This is a genomic window from Mariprofundus sp. KV, from assembly GCF_013387475.1.
Lineage (GTDB): Bacteria > Pseudomonadota > Zetaproteobacteria > Mariprofundales > Mariprofundaceae > Mariprofundus.
In genome coordinates this window covers 11,646-29,156 of record NZ_VWNB01000003.1, presented here as the reverse complement: position 1 = coordinate 29,156, position 17,511 = coordinate 11,646, and the positions used below count along the sequence as shown (strand labels likewise).

Annotated in this window: 16 protein-coding genes; 9 read left to right on the top strand and 7 right to left on the bottom strand. The window is 53.4% G+C overall.

What is annotated here, in order from left to right; all coding sequences use genetic code 11:
- Positions 1 to 4 precede the first annotated feature (4 nt).
- The 3 genes from F3F93_RS02950 to F3F93_RS02940 are packed head-to-tail and all read right to left on the bottom strand — an operon-like array spanning position 5 to position 2,039.
- A complete protein-coding gene (locus F3F93_RS02950; RefSeq protein WP_176957680.1) occupies positions 5 to 271 on the bottom strand; it encodes a DUF4911 domain-containing protein in 267 nt (88 codons plus the stop codon).
- Positions 268 to 1,260: an endolytic transglycosylase MltG gene (gene mltG, locus F3F93_RS02945; RefSeq protein WP_176957679.1), complete on the bottom strand. Its 993-nt coding sequence runs from the start codon at positions 1,258 to 1,260 to the stop codon at positions 268 to 270. The genes F3F93_RS02950 and mltG overlap by 4 nt, the downstream gene beginning before the upstream one ends.
- On the bottom strand, positions 1,257 to 2,039 hold the full coding sequence (locus tag F3F93_RS02940) for an aminotransferase class IV (RefSeq protein WP_176957678.1): 783 nt from the start codon (positions 2,037 to 2,039) through the stop codon (positions 1,257 to 1,259). Before F3F93_RS02940 ends, mltG begins: the two co-directional genes overlap by 4 nt.
- 39 nt (positions 2,040 to 2,078) lie before the next feature.
- Between F3F93_RS02940 and ilvA the strand changes: the two genes are divergently transcribed.
- The 5 genes from ilvA to F3F93_RS02915 all read left to right on the top strand — a co-directional run bounded on the left by ilvA (position 2,079) and on the right by F3F93_RS02915 (position 8,071).
- The gene (gene ilvA / locus F3F93_RS02935) at positions 2,079 to 3,587 is read left to right on the top strand and encodes a threonine ammonia-lyase, biosynthetic (protein WP_176957677.1); all 1,509 of its coding nucleotides are present in this window, start codon (positions 2,079 to 2,081) and stop codon (positions 3,585 to 3,587) included.
- A gap of 91 nt (positions 3,588 to 3,678) precedes the next feature.
- Positions 3,679 to 4,776 (top strand): GNAT family N-acetyltransferase/peptidase C39 family protein, encoded by a 1,098-nt coding sequence (locus F3F93_RS02930; RefSeq protein ID WP_176957676.1) that lies wholly within the window; start codon positions 3,679 to 3,681, stop codon positions 4,774 to 4,776.
- A gap of 1 nt (position 4,777) precedes the next feature.
- Positions 4,778 to 6,265 (top strand): RimK family protein, encoded by a 1,488-nt coding sequence (locus F3F93_RS02925; protein ID WP_176957675.1) that lies wholly within the window; start codon positions 4,778 to 4,780, stop codon positions 6,263 to 6,265.
- 10 nt (positions 6,266 to 6,275) lie between these two features.
- On the top strand, positions 6,276 to 7,067 hold the full coding sequence (locus F3F93_RS02920; protein WP_176957674.1) for an RMD1 family protein: 792 nt from the start codon (positions 6,276 to 6,278) through the stop codon (positions 7,065 to 7,067).
- A 20-nt stretch (positions 7,068 to 7,087) separates the two neighbouring features.
- Positions 7,088 to 8,071, top strand: coding sequence for a calcium/sodium antiporter (locus tag F3F93_RS02915; RefSeq protein ID WP_176957673.1), 984 nt, complete (start codon positions 7,088 to 7,090; stop codon positions 8,069 to 8,071).
- A gap of 43 nt (positions 8,072 to 8,114) precedes the next feature.
- On the opposite strand, the gene F3F93_RS02910 is transcribed toward F3F93_RS02915, so the two are convergent.
- The 3 genes from F3F93_RS02910 to F3F93_RS02900 form a co-directional block, all read right to left on the bottom strand.
- Entirely contained in the window at positions 8,115 to 9,251 is a 1,137-nt protein-coding gene (locus tag F3F93_RS02910; protein ID WP_347239177.1) for a M14 family metallopeptidase, read from the bottom strand.
- Positions 9,252 to 9,312: 61 nt separating this feature from the next.
- The gene (locus F3F93_RS02905; RefSeq protein ID WP_176957672.1) at positions 9,313 to 9,594 is read right to left on the bottom strand and encodes a hypothetical protein; all 282 of its coding nucleotides are present in this window, start codon (positions 9,592 to 9,594) and stop codon (positions 9,313 to 9,315) included.
- 237 nt (positions 9,595 to 9,831) lie between these two features.
- Entirely contained in the window at positions 9,832 to 10,938 is a 1,107-nt protein-coding gene (locus tag F3F93_RS02900) for a class I SAM-dependent RNA methyltransferase (RefSeq protein ID WP_176957671.1), read from the bottom strand.
- Between the two features lie 152 nt (positions 10,939 to 11,090).
- On the opposite strand from F3F93_RS02900, the gene F3F93_RS02895 reads away from it, so the two are divergent.
- On the top strand, positions 11,091 to 12,491 hold the full coding sequence (locus F3F93_RS02895) for a nitronate monooxygenase (protein ID WP_176957670.1): 1,401 nt from the start codon (positions 11,091 to 11,093) through the stop codon (positions 12,489 to 12,491).
- Positions 12,492 to 12,546: 55 nt separating this feature from the next.
- A complete protein-coding gene (locus F3F93_RS02890; RefSeq protein WP_176957669.1) occupies positions 12,547 to 14,106 on the top strand; it encodes a hypothetical protein in 1,560 nt (519 codons plus the stop codon).
- A 188-nt stretch (positions 14,107 to 14,294) separates the two neighbouring features.
- Here F3F93_RS02890 and F3F93_RS02885 read toward each other — a convergent pair whose 3' ends face one another.
- A complete protein-coding gene (locus F3F93_RS02885; RefSeq protein ID WP_241696931.1) occupies positions 14,295 to 15,701 on the bottom strand; it encodes an adenylate/guanylate cyclase domain-containing protein in 1,407 nt (468 codons plus the stop codon).
- 195 nt (positions 15,702 to 15,896) lie between these two features.
- Here F3F93_RS02885 and F3F93_RS02880 point away from each other — a divergent pair, with 195 nt between their 5' ends.
- Positions 15,897 to 16,748: a MotA/TolQ/ExbB proton channel family protein gene (locus F3F93_RS02880; protein WP_176957668.1), complete on the top strand. Its 852-nt coding sequence runs from the start codon at positions 15,897 to 15,899 to the stop codon at positions 16,746 to 16,748.
- Entirely contained in the window at positions 16,748 to 17,509 is a 762-nt protein-coding gene (locus F3F93_RS02875; protein WP_176957667.1) for an OmpA family protein, read from the top strand. The genes F3F93_RS02880 and F3F93_RS02875 overlap by 1 nt, the downstream gene beginning before the upstream one ends.
- The last annotated feature ends 2 nt before the right edge of the window (positions 17,510 to 17,511 follow it).

The window sequence follows — 17,511 nt, the reverse complement described above, 5'->3', positions numbered from 1 at the left end:
CAGTTTAAGCGCGCGACCTGCTATCGGATTGCCTGCTGCCCCAAAGCCACTGATCCAATACCTTCAGTTGAAAAACAGCGGGCAGTGATTGTAACCAGCCGAGCAACTCATCACGCTGCGAAGGTGTCGTCCAGAGCTGCTGCTTTTTATGCTCAGGATCGTAGCAGCGCACAACAGCCAAACCATCCTCACCCTCAAGCAGCATCTGAAAGCGAAAGGAGAGTTTAACCGGTAGTTCGATCTCAATGATCAGGGTTGGCTCATCCGTCATTTTTTACTGTCTGAGCGGTTCTTCTGCCGCTCAATCCTGATCCACTGCTCCACATTGGCCAGGTGCCCCTCATGGGTGGCGGCAAACTTGTGGCCACCGGTGCCATCAGCAACAAAGAAGAGGTAATCGACATCCGCCGGTGCAGCAGCAGCTTTAAGTGATGCTGCTCCGGGGTTACCGATCGGTGTTGGTGGCAGACCCCTGCGTGTGTAGGTATTCCACGGCGTATCAGCCGAGAGATCGCGTTTGCGGATATCGCCTGAAAATGTACCCGTTGTTTTCCAGATACCGTAGATCACCGTTGGATCCATCTGCAGCGGCATACGTTTGACCAGACGATTGCGAATCACTGCTGAAACCAGTGGCCGTTCGTGATCAAGCATCGTCTCCTTCTCGATAATTGATGCAGCAATACGCAAGCGCTCCTGCACCGCCGGATCAGAACTCAAGGCGTTGAGAACCACCTGCTGCGCTTTGATCATTGAGCTTAACAGCTCGGCCGGATTAAGAGGTTTGGTATACTGATAGGTCTCCGGCAGCAGACGCCCATCAGGGCTCTCCGGCAGCAGCTTATTCAGCTCCGCCTGCCACACCTCACCTTTGATACCGGTTTTGCTCGCCAGTAGCGCGATGATCTCATCATTACGCAACCCTTCCGGCACTGTGACCTGAAACCGCATCACATCCCCACGTTCAAGGCGCTCAATGATCACTTTGATGCTGGCAGGCTCTTCAAAGCGGTAGAGGCCACTCTGCAAACCAGCCGAGACCCCATGCAGGCGTGCTGCAATCCGGAAGGCTAGCTTTGAGGTGATCACCCCCTGCTCCTGTAGAAGCCTGCCTATTTTGATCGTTGATGCCCCTTTGGGAATCTCCAGCTCCACAGCTTGAGCCGGTTGATGCTGTGCCGATATCTGCCAGAACATCCAGCCGCAGAGCCCCAGCAGCAGCACAGCGCCAAACAGAGATAAGCCAATCAGTTTTCTCATACAATCCAATCCTTCGGCAGACCGGCTTCTCCGACCAATACCTGCGACAGTTCATCAAATGCGCAATGTTCAATATCAAAACGCTTGATGTCAGTGATTTCGGCCACCCTGCGAACAAACTGACCGCTATTGCTCAAAGCCACTGCCTCACAATCATCAAGCCAGGCAAGCGGACACTCCGTCTCCACAACCACACCGGCTTCAATCAAAGCACCGCGAATCACACCCGGCAGCACGCCATCTCCTGAGACAGGTGTCCACCATCGCCCTCTTCGATAGAGCAGCAGATTCGCTGTCGCTGCAGCTATCAGCATACCATCCCGCTCAAACAGAAGATCAATATCTTTTGAACCGTTCAAGGCACGCAGGGTTTCAGCATAATCTGAGCAGAACTTGGCCCGTTTCTGTTTCAGTGGAAATGGCCAGCGTTTCAAACGCAGGCTGACAGGTCCGCTATAACCGGCATACGCCATGGCCTGAATATAGGCCGCAGGAGATATTGATTTATTGATCAATCCCCACCCCGCTTCACCGCCAGTAACGGTAACCCTAACCAGAGCATCAGATCCAATCGCAGCAGCAGCCTCAACTGTAGCCTCATAGAGGCTCCGACAGTCATCATCAGCAAGCTCAATGCCGAACTCCGAGAGGCCTATTGCCAGACGCCGCTGATGCGCAGGCCATGCAAAACAGCAGCCATCGATCACCCGAAAGGTCTCAAAACAGGCCTCGGCATATGCCATCCCGCGCTCTATCTGATCTACTCTGACTATCTTCAAACTCGAATCCTTATTGCGTTCATGGTAGCAAGCCGCCCTATGAGCGATTTATACCTTGAGGCCATCGAACAAGCACGCGTCTATGACGTTGCCATTGAAACTCCGCTGGAGCTTGCACCGAAACTCTCTTCACGTCTGCACAATGAAGTGCTCTTCAAACGTGAAGATCTGCAACCGGTATTCTCTTTCAAGTTACGCGGTGCGTACAACAAAATTGCCAACTTAAGCGAGGCCGAGCGTGCCCGTGGGGTGATCTGCGCCTCTGCCGGCAACCATGCCCAGGGTGTCGCCCTCTCCAGCCACAAGCTTGGCATCAAAGCGATCATTGTTATGCCGCGCACCACGCCTGATATCAAAGTCAAAGCCGTCAGCCGTATGGGTGGCGAAGTGGTGCTGTTTGGCGACAGCTACTCCGATGCCAGCGAACACGCATACAGACTCTGCGAAGAGAACGGCATGGTTTTTATTCACCCCTATGATGATCCCCTGGTGATCGCCGGTCAGGGCACCATCGCCGAGGAGATGATGCGCCAGTATCCCGGTGATCTGGATGCTGTATTTATCCCGATTGGCGGTGGTGGTCTGGCTGCCGGCATGGCGATCTATCTGAAAACGCATTCACCCAACACCCGCATCATCGGTGTTGAGCCTGTTGATTCGGCTGCCATGCACGATTCGATCAAAGCCGGTGAGCGCGTCACCCTCAAACAGGTCGGCATCTTTGCCGATGGCGTGGCGGTCAAGAAGGTCGGTGAACTGACCTTTGATCTGGTGCGCCAGTATGTCGATGAGATTATGCTTGTTGATACCGATGAGATCTGTGCGGCCATCAAGGATATTTATGAGGAGAACCGCTCCATCGTTGAACCGGCCGGTGCGCTTGGTGTAGCCGCACTGAAGAAGTATGTGCGCAACACAGGCGCACGGGGTCAGTTGCTGACTGCGATCAACAGTGGTGCGAACATGAATTTCGACCGCATGCGCCATGTCGCTGAACGCACTGAGATGGGTGAAGGACGTGAGGCGCTGTTTGCGGTTACCATCCCTGAAAAACCGGGTTCATTCCTTAACTTCTGCCAGATCATTGGTGACTACAACATCACCGAATTCAACTATCGCCTCTCCAGCCGTGAAGAGGCACATGTCTTTGCCGGCATCAGTGTCAGCGATAGCGACAAGGTGGCAGCACTGGAGAGTGCCATGCTTGCGGCAGGTCTGCCGACCCTCAACCTGCAGGATAATGAGCTGGCCAAATTGCATATTCGCCATCTGGTTGGCGGGCGCTGCGATCTGGTGGAGAATGAGCGGCTCTACCGTTTTGAGTTTCCGGAACGCCCCGGAGCCCTGCTGGAGTTCCTCACCCGCGCTGCCGGACGCTGGAACATCTCACTGTTTCACTACCGCAACCATGCCGCAGCCTATGGCCGCGTACTGGTCGGCATTGAGGTGCCTCCGCATGAGAACGATGCCTTTGAAAGCTACCTCAATGAACTGGGTTACACCTACGTCGACGAGAGTGACAATCCTGTCTACAACCTGTTTCTTTAAGTCGCAAAAAACCGATAATATTACGGCCTATTGACGCCCAAATCAGCAGGCCTCAGCCTGCTGCGATGGAACCTTTTTCTCCCCCACTCAGATGATCCGACCAGCCACACTTGACGACATCGCAGCCCTTGTCGGCCTGGAGAACCGCTGTTTTGAGATTGATCGCCTCTCCGAACGCAGCTTTCGCCATCTGCTCACCCGAGGCCATGCCTCTTTTTTCGTTTTCGTAGAAGATATGCGGCTTCTCGGTTATTCGCTTGTACTGTTTCATCAGAACACCTCGATGGCCCGCCTCTATTCACTGGCTGTACTGCCGGAGTGTCGGGGCAAGGGCGTAGCCGCAAAACTGATCAATGCATCAGAGGCCGATGCATTGAAACATGGTGTGGTTTCAATGCGTCTTGAGGTGCATGTCAATAACTCCGGAGCCATCTTCCTCTATCGCAAACTGGGCTACAAAGAGTTCGCTGTATTCCCGGACTATTACGAGGATCATGCCGCCGCATTGCGCATGGAGAAGCCACTGGCCCCGCATCTGGCTCCGAAGAAGAGCCGGGTACCCTTTTACGGCCAGACCCTTGAGTTCACCTGCGGTCCAGCCTCTCTGATGATGGCGATGAAATCACTGATGCCCAAACTGGAGCTTAGTCGTGAACTGGAGTTACGCCTTTGGCGTGAGGCAACCAGCATCTATATGACAAGCGGCCACGGTGGCTGCAGCCCCTTCGGATTGGCTCTTTCCGCATACCACAGAGGCCTGCGGGTCAAACTCTATGTTCCCCGCGATGCCGAGATGTTCATCGATTCTGTACGTAACGAAGAGAAACGCGAAGTCATCAGGGTTGTACAGAACGATTTCCTTAAGGAGATCCGCCGCCTGAAGATTCCATTGACCGAAAAACACCTGTCGCTCGATATGCTAGAAGAGAAATTTGAAAAGGGTGCCATCCCGGTGTTATTGATCAGCGCCTACAGGTTAACCGGAGATAAGTCGCCACACTGGGTTGTCGTTAGCGGTTTCGATAAAAACTTCGTCTATATCCACGAGCCCTACGTCGATGTAAAAGAGGGCAAGAGCGAGACGACCTGCTTCGGTATTCCCGTCACACGCAAAGAGTTCGAGCGTATGCGTTTCTATGGCAGCAAGCGGCAATATGCTACACTGCTAATATATAAAGGAGACAACTAAGATGCCGGTACGTCATACGGTTATTGTGGATCGTCTGAAAGACTGGAAATGGCAAATTGAAGGGCTGGAGGTAACTCTGGCCAACGATTACCTGACCAGACAGGCGGGTGCCCAGAAGCGGCCTATCCGAATCATCAATCTGTGCAGACACTACACCTACCTAAGTGGTGGCTATTACTGTTCTCTGCTGGCAGAGGCCCGAAATGACACACCAATGCCGACAGTTGCCGATATCGTCGACCTCTCCCGCCGGAGCCTCTACGCCTTCTCCATCCCCGACCTGGAGCGGATGCTTGCCAATACCCTCAATCGTCTCGCCTCACCACCTGAAGAGTCTTTTGACCTCTATATCTTTTTTGGCAGCAGCGATGACCACCGTTTCCACCGTCTCGCAGCAGAGGTCTTTGATATCTTCCGTTATCCACTTCTGCGCCTGCGCATCGAATATGGAAAAACATGGAAAATCAGGTCGATTCAACCGATAGGACTGCATCAGGTGACCACCGTTCTTTCCGATTTCTTCGAATCAGCGCTGCGCAGCTATACGCGAATGCCACGCAAGCGCCATGAGGGACGCAAACCGGCGCTTTATGACCTGGCCATTCTTTATGATCCGAACGAGAAGCTTCCGCCATCCAACCTGGCGGCACTTGAGCGTTTTATTCGTGCCGGGCAGAAGATGCGCGTCGATGTGGAGCTGATCCAGAAGAAGGATTACAACAGACTCTCCGAGTTTGATGCACTGTTCATTCGTGAGACAACAGCCATCGACAATCATACTTTCCGTTTCGCCCGCAAGGCTGAAGCTGAGGGGATGCCGGTGATGGATGATCCGAAATCGATCATCCGCTGCACCAACAAGGTCTATATGTGGGAGCGATTAATTGCCCAGAAACTGCCAACCCCCAAAACCATACCGCTGAACCGCTATCGTTTTGATGATACCTCCATGTTGCATCTGGAGGCAGCACTGGGTTACCCGATGATTCTGAAGATACCAGATGGCTCCTTCTCGCGTGGCATGTTCAAGGTTGAGAACCGCCAGGCACTGGCTGAAGCGGCCAAAACACTGTTTGCCCGTTCGCGTATCATTCTCGCCCAGGAGTTTATGTACACCGCCTATGACTGGCGTATCGGCATCCTCGCCGGCAAGCCGCTCTATGCATGTCAGTACAAACAGGCGCGTGGGCACTGGCAGATCGTCAACCATAAAGCCGATGGTTCAACCATTCCCGGCGGCTTTGCCACCATGCCGGTCGAAGATGCACCGAAAGATGTGGTCGATACTGCAATGGCTGCCGCCGCATTGATCGGTAACGGTCTCTACGGTGTCGATCTGAAACAGAATGATGACGGTATCTTCGTCATCGAGATTAATGATAATCCGAACATCGACCATGGCGTTGAAGATAAAGTTCTCAAACGCGAACTCTATGCCACGGTCATCGAAGAATTTATCCGGCGCATCGAATCGATGCGCAGTAGTTGAAGGAGTGATGATGCAACAACGCTGTACCGCTTATGCACTGGCCCGCCAGTTCAATTTTGAGTCGATGTGCGAACACCTCTCCGACAACAGCAGGGTCACACGTCACCGCAATGCTGCGCACGTCGACAACAATGGCGGCGACATCTTCCTCTTTGATTACGGTGTAGCACTATTCTGGGGCACCGACCATGAAGCAGAGAAGCGTATGCTCGACACGCTGCAGCCATGGTTAACTGATCCGCTTACTGAAACGATCTCCGATGATTTCACATGGCAGATTGATTCCGACGCTGCAGCACGTATCCGTGCTGATCACATCAGCCTCGATAGTGAGGATGTGATGATCAAGCTGGCCATCTCCCATGCTATCGCCCAGTCGGTCAAACTGGCTGAACTGGAGAGCTACGCAGAAAAGACCATTGACAGTACAGCACATATTCCACGCAACATGGCAAAATCGGGCTCCTCCCATCGCAGTCGCAAGGAGATTGCCCGCATGCGCGGTCGCCTGTTTCTTGTAGAGAGCGATATTCTACTGCATCACGCCCTGCTTGATACACCTGAGTTCTTCTGGGAGTACCCTGAACTGGAGGAGCACTACCGCCGCGTGGCCACCTATCTGGACGTCACACCACGTGTCGAGGTGCTCAATAAAAAACTGCAGATCATTCATGACATGTTCGGCATGCTGGCCGATGAGCAGAAACACAAACACTCATCACTACTGGAGTGGATTATTATCTGGTTGATCGCCATTGAGATTTTTATCTTTCTCGGCCACGACCTGCTAAAACTGTTCTAAATTACATTCAGAGCGCTCTCATGACACTATCCATAGTAGCAATCCTTGTTGGCTTTGCCTTGCTGGTGTGGAGTGCTGACCGCTTCGTCGAGGGGGCTGCAGTAGCAGCTCGCCACCTCGGCATGCCGCCGTTAATGATCGGCATGGTCATCGTCGGCTTTGGCACATCGGCACCTGAAATGGTTGTCTCGGCGATGGCAGCAATGGATGGTAGCCCCAACCTGGCACTGGGCAATGCGCTGGGCTCTAATATCGTCAATACAGCCCTTATCCTTGGTATCACCGCCCTGATTGCACCCATTGCGGTAAACTCGGACATTGTCCGCAGGGAGTTACCCCTGTTACTTCTCATCTGCGGCCTGCTTGGCATGCTGTTATGGGACAACGAACTAACAGCCTTTGAAGCTATAGTGCTGCTGGGTGGTTTCTTTCTCCTGCTCGTCTGGAGTATTTATTCAGCGCTGAGAGGCCAGGGCGATAATCTGGGCAATGAAATTCAGGAGCTGATTAAGGTTGAGAGCATGCCCCTTGGCAAGTCGATATTCTGGCTTACTGCCGGACTTATTCTGCTCATTGTCAGCTCACGGATTCTGGTATGGGGTGCAGTAACCATTGCAGAAGCAATCGGCATCAGTGATCTGGTTATTGGTCTGACAATCGTAGCACTGGGCACATCGTTACCTGAGCTTGCAGCATCCGTAATTGCCGCCCGCAAGGGTGAGCATGATATAGCCATTGGTAATATCGTAGGCTCAAATATGTTCAATATTCTGGCCGTGGTGGGCATTTCCGGTGTTATTGCCCCGATGCCAGCCATTGCTCCGGAGGTGCTACTGCGAGACTGGAGTACGATGATGGCACTGACAGTGGTGCTATTGATGATGGCGTACGGATTTAGAAAAGATTTCGGTCGAATCAACCGCCTCGAGGGAGCTCTGTTGCTACTCTCCTTCATCGTATACACCAGCTATCTGGTGCTGAGTGAAACAGGAATGTTTTTCTAGGGCTTGTTAACACGAGAAAAGCTCCGACTTTTTCAACCCACCCTTAAGGTCTACTCAACCCGTCATCCCTATCTGCCTCCTGCAACCCCTCAATAGCCTGTCGGATACAGTGACGCGAGCGCATTAACACCATCTCCTGCCACTCCGGTGTGGCTGGATAGAAGTGGTTACGAATAGCCGCTTTGATAGCCCTGCTCTGCGCTGCCTGCCAATCCACGTTACCCTGCGCATGCAGCCAGTGGTCGGCTCTGAGTACCTTCATCATATTTTCAAACGGATAGGTTCCGAACTCCAGCGCAATAAACACCAGCGGCTCACCGATGAGATGCATCCAGCCATAATCGGAGAGCCCGTGTTTGGCGACTGAAACCGAAGTGCCCAACGCTGGCTCGGTCAGACGATCACCATACCAGTGGCGCGCTATCGCCACCCCTGCCGAGCCTGGCGGATGATCACAAATCGCCTCACCATAGCCGAACGGGCCTATGCCGGTGTGCAGGTCGATCAAGGCCACTCGCTGGCGCTGACTGAGTTGAAACGCAGCGATAATCCTCTCGCTGGTCAACCGCGACCATGTTGGTCCGCTACCGCCATAAAAGAGTCCATCTGGATAATCATACTGCCCACCGGAGAGGGCCCGCTCATAGGCCTCACGACCATGCTGATCGAGATAAGCGGCAAGCTTTGCATCACACTCTCTAAGCGTTTCATCATCCAGTGAAGCTGGCACAATGGCATCGGCCAGCGCGTCATACCCCTCATTGAGCGGCAATAGATGTGCGAAATCGAGATAGTTGCGGTTAAGATCCACCCCATCCTCGGTGACTCTGCGCAGCCAGGCAAAACCGTAGGGGTTGATCGCATGCACAAGCAATACAGCCACACCCTCAGGCAGGGGTTTAAAATGGTTGAGAAAATCGACCTGCACTGCCGAGCCACAAAACCCCTCAACGCCATGTGTTGCAGAGAGCAGCACCAGTACCGTCGGGGCATCGCTGGCTCCCAGCCATGCCACATCGGTAGCTAAAACTTCTGTCTGTGGGCCAGGCAGTGGATGCGCATAGCTGCTGAGTGTTGCACCCGCCTGCTCTGCAGCAGCCAGAAAAGCTTGCCGCGCCCGACCGTAGTCGGAGGAGAAACAGCCCAAATCAGCCACTGGAATGGTTTCGATTTCACTCACCGCAATAATGCTCTATCAACGAAATCAGTGTTGCAATCCCCGTCTGCTATTGCATGGAAAACTACCTTGCTGGCCCATTGCCATCGGGCTGCATCACATGGTGCTGAATCATGTTATCCCGCTCAACAAAGACGACATCACCCCGCTGCTTAAGTGATTCCAGCAGAGCACTCAGATGCCTTTCGCCGGCAACATTATCAACCTTGATCACGAAAGCATTCCCGACCATCTCGCGCACCAGCTGAAAATTCACCATATATTGGCGGCTTAACTGAGCGAGCTTCTTTGGTGCCTGATCAGTAGTCAGGGCATGGGTGAATTTGATAATAAGCTGTGCACTCATCTGCACAGGTTCCTGAACAGGCGGAGGAGCATGTTGCAGCGCAGGTGAAGATGGCGCCGCACATCCAGACAGCGAGAAGAGAACCAGTATCGAGATGATCCCCGTCCATGATAATGTGCTGTCACTTTGATCGTTTCTCAACATCGTTGGCCTCCGGTTTGTCGCTATGCTCTTTAAAGCAGAGGATAGATAAGCGGCTCCCGTTTTCAAACCGAAAAAAAACAGCGTGGAGAGTGACTACAGCTGCAGGATATGCACCCATTTGCCGCCATGTTTAACTTTAAGGCGTCGTTTTACAGGCAGGCCAAGCTCATTCTCACAGCCCTGATCCGGCACAATCACCACCATTCTCCAGCCCTCAAAAGAGGTTTTGAACAGCTCGCCAAGCTGGCGGTAGATGCTTTTCACATCACCTTTAATTCGATCCCCATAGGGTGGATTGCAGATGATCAGGCCCGTTTTCACCCCTGCCGGAGGCGATAACTGCAGAACATCCTGAACTGCAAATTGAGTGCGGCTGGCTGATGCTGCTTTGGCGTTTTTTCTGGCCTGCTCGAGAATCTCCCTGTCCAGATCACTGGCCAGGATGTTCACTGTAACATCACGCTGCATCGCCTCTGCCTTGGCATAGACACGCAACCAGCGTTTCTCTTTAAAGCTGGGCCACTGTTTGAACGGGAAGGCGTGATCCAGACCCGGAGCCCTATGCGTTGCCATCCACTCAGCCTCAACAGCAAAGGTGCCTGATCCGCACATCGGCAGCAGCAGTGCTTCGTCCTCCTGCCAGCCACTCCAGTTTAAGATGGCAGCGGCAATCGTCTCACGCAGTGGTGCTTTGCCGGAGTGGTGACGATAACCGCGCCGATCCAGTCGCTCCCCTGATGTGTCGATGCTGATTGAACAGATATCATCATCCATACGCACAAGAACTGCCTGCGGCAGCATCTCGGAAGCTTTCAGGGTGGACTCAGGCAAGGCATGCTTGTTTCTGATCGCATCGGTCACAGCCAGTTCAACACGGCCGGTATGCAGCAGCTTGGTGCCGTGACAGGAGGCGCGCACATCAAGCGTCGCGTTCGCAGAGATATAACGCTCCCACTGGATCTTCTTGGCCTTGTTATAGAGTTCCGGAAAGGAGTGGGTTCGAAACTCAGCCAGCCGGATCAGAATGCGCGTAGCACAACGCAACCGCAGATTAACACGAAACAGACCATCCATTGTGGTTTGAAAACAGACCCCGCCATCATCAACCTTGATCTGATCAACCGAGAGTAGTCCCAGCTCTTCGGCCACGATTTTCTCCAGGCCGGGCAGTGTTACAGCAAAACAATTTAACTTTTCCATGGCCAGAATCTATCAGTCGGACCGGGCCATGACATCGTTTAACTTTGCCACACTTCACCGCCTTTGCTAGATTGACCGCCTATCAACCCATGTCGTTTGATTTATACAGTTTTTCCTTCACGGATGAAGGAGACCCACTTAAGGAAGCCCACATGTCTTTAGACCTTCAGCCCATCATGATCTCAGGTAAAGAAGTCCTGCCACTTATTGAGGGAGGCAAAGGCGTTGCAGTCTCGACCGGTTTAAGCTCCGGAGCCTGGGCAGCAGCAGGCGGTGTCGGCACCTTCTCGGCAGTCAATGCCGACAGGGTTGATGAAAACGGTGAGATCATCCGCACCGTTTATCATGGCAGAAGCCGCATGGAGCGTTTTGAAGAGCTGGTAGCCCAGGGTATTGAGGGGGGTATCAAGCAGGCGAAAATCGCCCATGAAGTATCCAACGGCAATGGCCGCCTGCACATGAATGTGCTCTGGGAGATGGGCGGTGCCGAGCGCGTTCTCGAAGGTGTTATGGAGGGTGCCAAGGGGATGGTTCATGGCATCACCTGTGGCGCGGGCATGCCTTTCAAGCTGGCTACACTGGCTGCCAAATACAATGTTCACTACTACCCGATCATCTCCTCAGCGCGCGCCTTCCGCGCCCTCTGGCTGCGCTCCTACCGTAAACTGCCCGATCTTCTGGGTGGTGTGGTTTACGAAGATCCATGGCTGGCTGGTGGTCATAACGGCCTCTCCAATTCCGAGAGTCCTGACAGACCGGAAGATCCCTATCCGCGTGTTGCCGCCATCCGCAAAACCATGAATGAGTTCGATCTGAATCATGTGCCGATTGTGATGGCTGGTGGTGTATGGTGTCTGCGTGAGTGGAGCAACTGGCTGAATAACCCCGAAATTGGCCCGATCACATTCCAGTTTGGTACGCGCCCCCTGCTCACCCAGGAGAGCCCGATCTCTGATGCGTGGAAAAAACGCCTGCTCACACTTAGTGAGGGTGATATCAACCTCAACCGCTTCTCTCCTACCGGCTTCTACTCTTCAGCTGTCTACAACACCTTCCTGCATGAGCTCTATGATCGCTCCGATCGCGAAACGGCATTTGTAGATCACCCTGCCGGTGATCACTCGGAGCTCTTCACCTTTGGCGTTCGCAACAAAGAGGTCTACCTGACCCGTCAGGATCTAAAACGAGCCAAGGGATATATCGCCGAAGGCTTCACCAAGGCACTGCAGACCCCGGACTCTACGCTGGTTTTCGTCACACCTGAAAAAGCCAAAGAGATCCGTCAGGATCAGCTCGACTGCATGGGCTGCCTCTCACAATGCAAGTTCAGCAACTGGGCTGCCAATGAAAAAGGCACCACCGGCCACAAGGCTGATCCGCGCAGCTTCTGCATTCAGAAAACGCTGCAGCAGATCGGTCACGGTGAGAACCCTGACCATAATCTGATGTTCGCAGGCCATGCCGCCTATCGTTTTGGTAGTGACCCGTTCTATGCCAACGGATTTATCCCTACGGTTAAAGAGCTGGTAGATCGCATCTGCACCGGCGATTGATGCAGAGCGGCTGTTACGACTGCAACAGCTTTGAAGTCGGTATCTGCAAAGAGATATGAATATTTCTGATCCAAACGCTATTCCACTCTCGCTCGACACCGAACTTCGCCTGCACCCCCAACGCCTGAATCTCGGTAAAGCCGAGCTGCTGACCGATGCCATCACCCTCCCGTTCACTGATATTGAGGGTAAACTAAACGCTTACGCTATCAACAGCTCAGAGGCTGAACGCAAGCAGCTCACCGCCAACATGAAGAGCTATCTCGGCCGCCTCAACGCCAACCCCCTGATCCCGATCTCTTTCCGCATGAAGGTGCTCAATCGTTTTGAGCAGGAGCTGAATCTGTTTGATGGCGAGATGACAGCCGCAGTGCTCAACGCACACAAAATCGCCATCGATTTGGTACAGAGCGAGGCTCGCAAAGAGAGTCGCTATTATGCGCCACTGGTTGAGATGATCGGCAATGCTGTTGAACTGGCTGTAAAGATACTGCAACTCACGCTTGAGCAGTACCGGGCAACACCGGTGATTGCCACGCGCCAGTTCTTTGAACTGGCCAGATTGGGGCTGGATGTTGCCGCCGCTCTGGATGAACAGCTTAAACCCAAAGCCAGACAGTTGATTACCGCCATCTGCAGACATGAACTCCTGCGAGCGATCGATTTCTTCAGCAAAACCGTTGCCCAGCAGCATATGATTGCAAGGGAGCTGGAGTACCACATCAATCAGCTGCAGGCGCACTACTGCCGCCAGCAATCACAGCTGCCAGTATCTGCCGGCAAGGCCTGCCTGCTCACCAACATGAGTCGACCCAATGACCCTCCGACATTGATGCAGGCAATTCAGGGTTCCCTCCCCTTTGATGCGATTATCATCCCGGTCGATGTCCTTATTCAGCGTCTGCACAGAGCTGTCGCACATATCGAATCGCTGCATGAGAATCGAGACAGACAGCGAAATGAGTTGCATACCGAAGAGGCGATGCTGACAACACAGGTTGGCGGCCATGCCATACTTGATGCGCTAACCACGCACCCGCAACGCCGGCAACGCATCAGCAGCCCCAACACCCATGTGATATTTGAATGGAACAGCCTGAGATCCTTCCTGCAGAAAGCAGCGCAGCAATCCGAAGCCGACCAGACAGACCAGCAGTGGCACCTTATCGACAGTACAGATGTCGGCATCTGCGTTGAACGCCTCAATGGGGATGAGCAGCGCTCCGATGCCGTCGGTTCTATGGTCGGCATCAGCTGGTTCCCCGATTCAGGGCAGCCGAAACTCGGTTTTGTACGCTGGATGAAACAGAGCCGCAGTGGCGAGCAGCGGCTTGGCATTGAACTGTACCGGCAGCCGGTGAAAATGGTGCAGGCCAGCATTGAGAGTGGCAGCAACGCGATGAATGCCAAACGCAGCTGGCCTCTGCTTATCCTGCCGGCCAAGGGGTCACTTACAGCCTGGTTTCCGGAGAACCGTGTCTATCGCAATATGGTGTTTGTCATCAGAAATGGCGATGAAAGCATCCATTTCAAGATCAAAGAGATCGTCGAGAGTGGCCCTAACTACTGCAGATGCACAGTTGTCCGCGCCAGAACTTCAGGCAGTGAGCGTTAAGGATGCTCTGAACAAGTCAGAGTATCCGTGCAAGCGATGGATGGCTTGCCAAAATCATGCACAGTAAGTGCTTGGTTTTGCACGCAAAGGAAAAACCACGCTTTTGCCTTTGCGTGCTGAAAAACTACATGGACGTAGTTATTCAGCGCTTCCTTAACTATAAGTGCAGGTTCTGTTAACGACGAACCTTACCACCCCTCATCGTCATCATCGTAGAAGTTGCCGGGCTCAATGCGCATGAATGCCTTATTCACCGCCTCTTCCACCTCCTGCTCAACGTAGGCCTCACCCGGCAGAATGGTAATGCAACGCGCCTCTTCACCGTTGGCCAGCATGCGCATACCCAGCTCTTTCTGTTTAAAACCGTGGCCGAGCGAGAGCATCGTGCCATACGGTGCAGTAACCGCTGTGGTATCGCCTGCTTTGGCCATCATTGAAGCCAGTGAAATCGGTTCACCAAGAATGGTCAGTGATTTACGACGCCCGACACCAAGATGGCCGATAATCACCTCACCAATAGCAAGTCCAACCCTGAACTCCACCGTGCCACCATCAGGCCTGCTGATCTCCAGCCGATGGCTGGCATCAATGATGGCGATAGCAGCTTTCACCGCCTGATTCTCATGGTTCTTCAGCTCAAACGGGTGATTAAAGACCGCAATCATGGCATCTCCCTGCACACTGTCGATATGACCACCGAACTCGTGAACGATAAACTGGAAGAGTGCAAAAGCGCGATTCAGCGTGGAGAGCGCCTCATCCTGATCAACCCGCTTCAGATAACGGTTAAAAGCGACCATATCGATAGAGAGAATGGTCACCTCGCGTGACTTTTCAGCGCGCTGGGCATTTCTGTCAAACTCATCGGCAACTGCCTGCGGGCGCTGATACTCCCCGTACATATCATGGATCTTCTCCCGACGTTCCAGACTGGAGACCATCTGATTGAAGTGATGAAAGGTTTTACCAAACTCATTCTGCGTCTGCACAGGCAGATGCACGGTGAAATCGCCTCCGCCGACCCGTTTGCTCGCCCTGGCCAACAGACGCAGATAATTCACAATGCGCCCACTACGCATATAGACCAGCAGTGCAGAGAGCAGCGCAATCACGGCCGCCACAATGGCTACCCGAAGCTTGATCTCCGCATCGTAGGCGTCCCATGATTTGCCGGGCAGATACATCGCCACAGAGCCCATCTGGGCGGTATTGTATTTCACACCCATCGCATACCATTTCTCCAGCCCACGCACGGCTTTAGGCTGGGCATCAAGTTTCTCCAGGCTATTGATCTGCTCCGGGATAAAACCGTCACCGAATGTCTCTGATTCACCGGATGCCCAGTGCAGGAATACTGTAGCTCCCGGAACTTCATGGATAAACATGCTGATCAGGGTCTCAACCTCGGTCTTGCTACCGGCAAGCATCGGCATCTTCAGCTCATCAGCCAGCAGCGTAATCAACAGCTCCGCCTGCTCCTGTTCACTGGCCTTCCACGCCTTCTTCTCGATATCGGTAATACTTAACATCATGGTTACAGCCACCACCGCAACCATAACCAATGTCAGCAGACTCCAACCCCAACGCAATGACATACAACTTCCCCTTTCCTATCCACAGTGTAGAGAGACTATGGTTTATCAATCCCTTTTTACTAGCATTTTATCTGCCAAACAGAACCTGCTGCCTTATCACAGATAAGCTGAAAGCAGCATTGGCCGCATTATTGCTTATTTACCTGTAGATTTTACTATTCAACATCTACAGACACTTTAGCCAAGGAGATCGTCATGGATCTATCTACTATTGCAGGAATCCTGGTCGGCATCGGACTGATTATGGTCTCGATCTTCCTCTCTGCGGTTGAGCCTAACGTTTACATCAATCTGCCCGGCCTGCTGGTCGTGATCGGAGGCACCCTTGCCGCCACACTTGTCAGTTTTCCGGCACAGGAGCTTGGTAAAGTGTGGCGGGTTCTTGGCCATGTCTTCCGCAATACCCAGTACTCGGTTCGTGATGACATCTCTGAAATTGCCCATGCTGCGCGTCTGCGCCGCCACGGTGATCTGGCCCGCATCGAGGATCAGCTTGAACGTATCGCCAATCCGTTTCTGAGAACCTCAATCCAGCTGGTGATCGATAATACCCCTGCCGATGAGATCGTGAATATCCTGCAGTGGCGTATCAAACGCCTGCGGGAGCAGGAACGTGCCGAGGCGCAGATCTTCCATACCATGAGTGTTTATGCGCCTGCCTTCGGCATGTTCGGTACGCTGGTCGGCATGGTGAATATGCTCTATACCGTCAACGGCCCCGACCTTCTCAATGTCGGCCACAATATGGCTGTCGCCCTGATGACCACCCTTTACGGCCTTGTGCTCTCCAACCTGATTTTCAAACCGATCGCCATCAAACTTGAACGGCGTACAGAGAAGCGGGCGATGATCATGCGCATGATCGTTGAGGGAACCATCATGCTGGCGGGCAACCGCAGTCCGGTGTTTATCCGTGAGACCCTGAAATCTTTCTCTGCCCAGTACAGCGATGAGCTTAAAGGAAACAGCAGCGCCTTTAATGATGAGCTGAGGGCCCCGAGTAAACGGGGAGCCAAGAGCAGCAGCGTTCAGGATGATGACTTCTGATGAACGCTAATCCGACAGATAAGAAACGACTTTCCAGCTCTAAAATGGAGTCGATTCGCAGTCATATTCTCAGCGATCCCGGCGATCAGTTTGATGATAGCGGGCCGGATATCACCCATGACAGCTGGATGGTCGCCTACCTCGATCTGATGACCCTGCTGCTGGCGCTGTTCATCATTCTCGGCTCCATGAGTCACGCCAAGGCAGGCATGAAGATGCAGGCCCCCTCCTCCCCGCAGAAGACCGCCACTGAGGGCGCTCCTGTTTCCGAAAGCGCCACCATTCAGAGGCAGGGCCAACGCCAGGGTCAGGAGGAGAAGCTCTCTCAAATCCTTGGTAGCAACTCGCTTGGTGGTGTCATGGACTTTAAAATGTCACCGGGCCAGATCCGCCTGCAGATGGATGCCAGCCTGCTCTTTGCTGCAGGTCAGGCCCATGTTAATGAGGCGGCAAGAGTTCCTCTGAAAAATCTCGCCAAGGTGCTGCACAACTATACCGGCAAGGTTGAGGTAGCAGGTCATACCGACAATATCCCGATGCGCAGTGGCCGCTACACTTCCAACTGGGAGCTCTCCTCCGCACGCGCTTCATCGGTGGTTGAGACGCTGATCTCACTTGGTATTCCACCTGAGCGACTGCATGCAACCGGCTATGCCGATACGCGGCCACTGGTCTCCAATGCCACCGAGCAAGGCAGAACCATTAACCGCCGCGTTGAGTTCGTGGTTGAGATGGGACCGGAGTTCCTGAGAGTCAGGTAGTT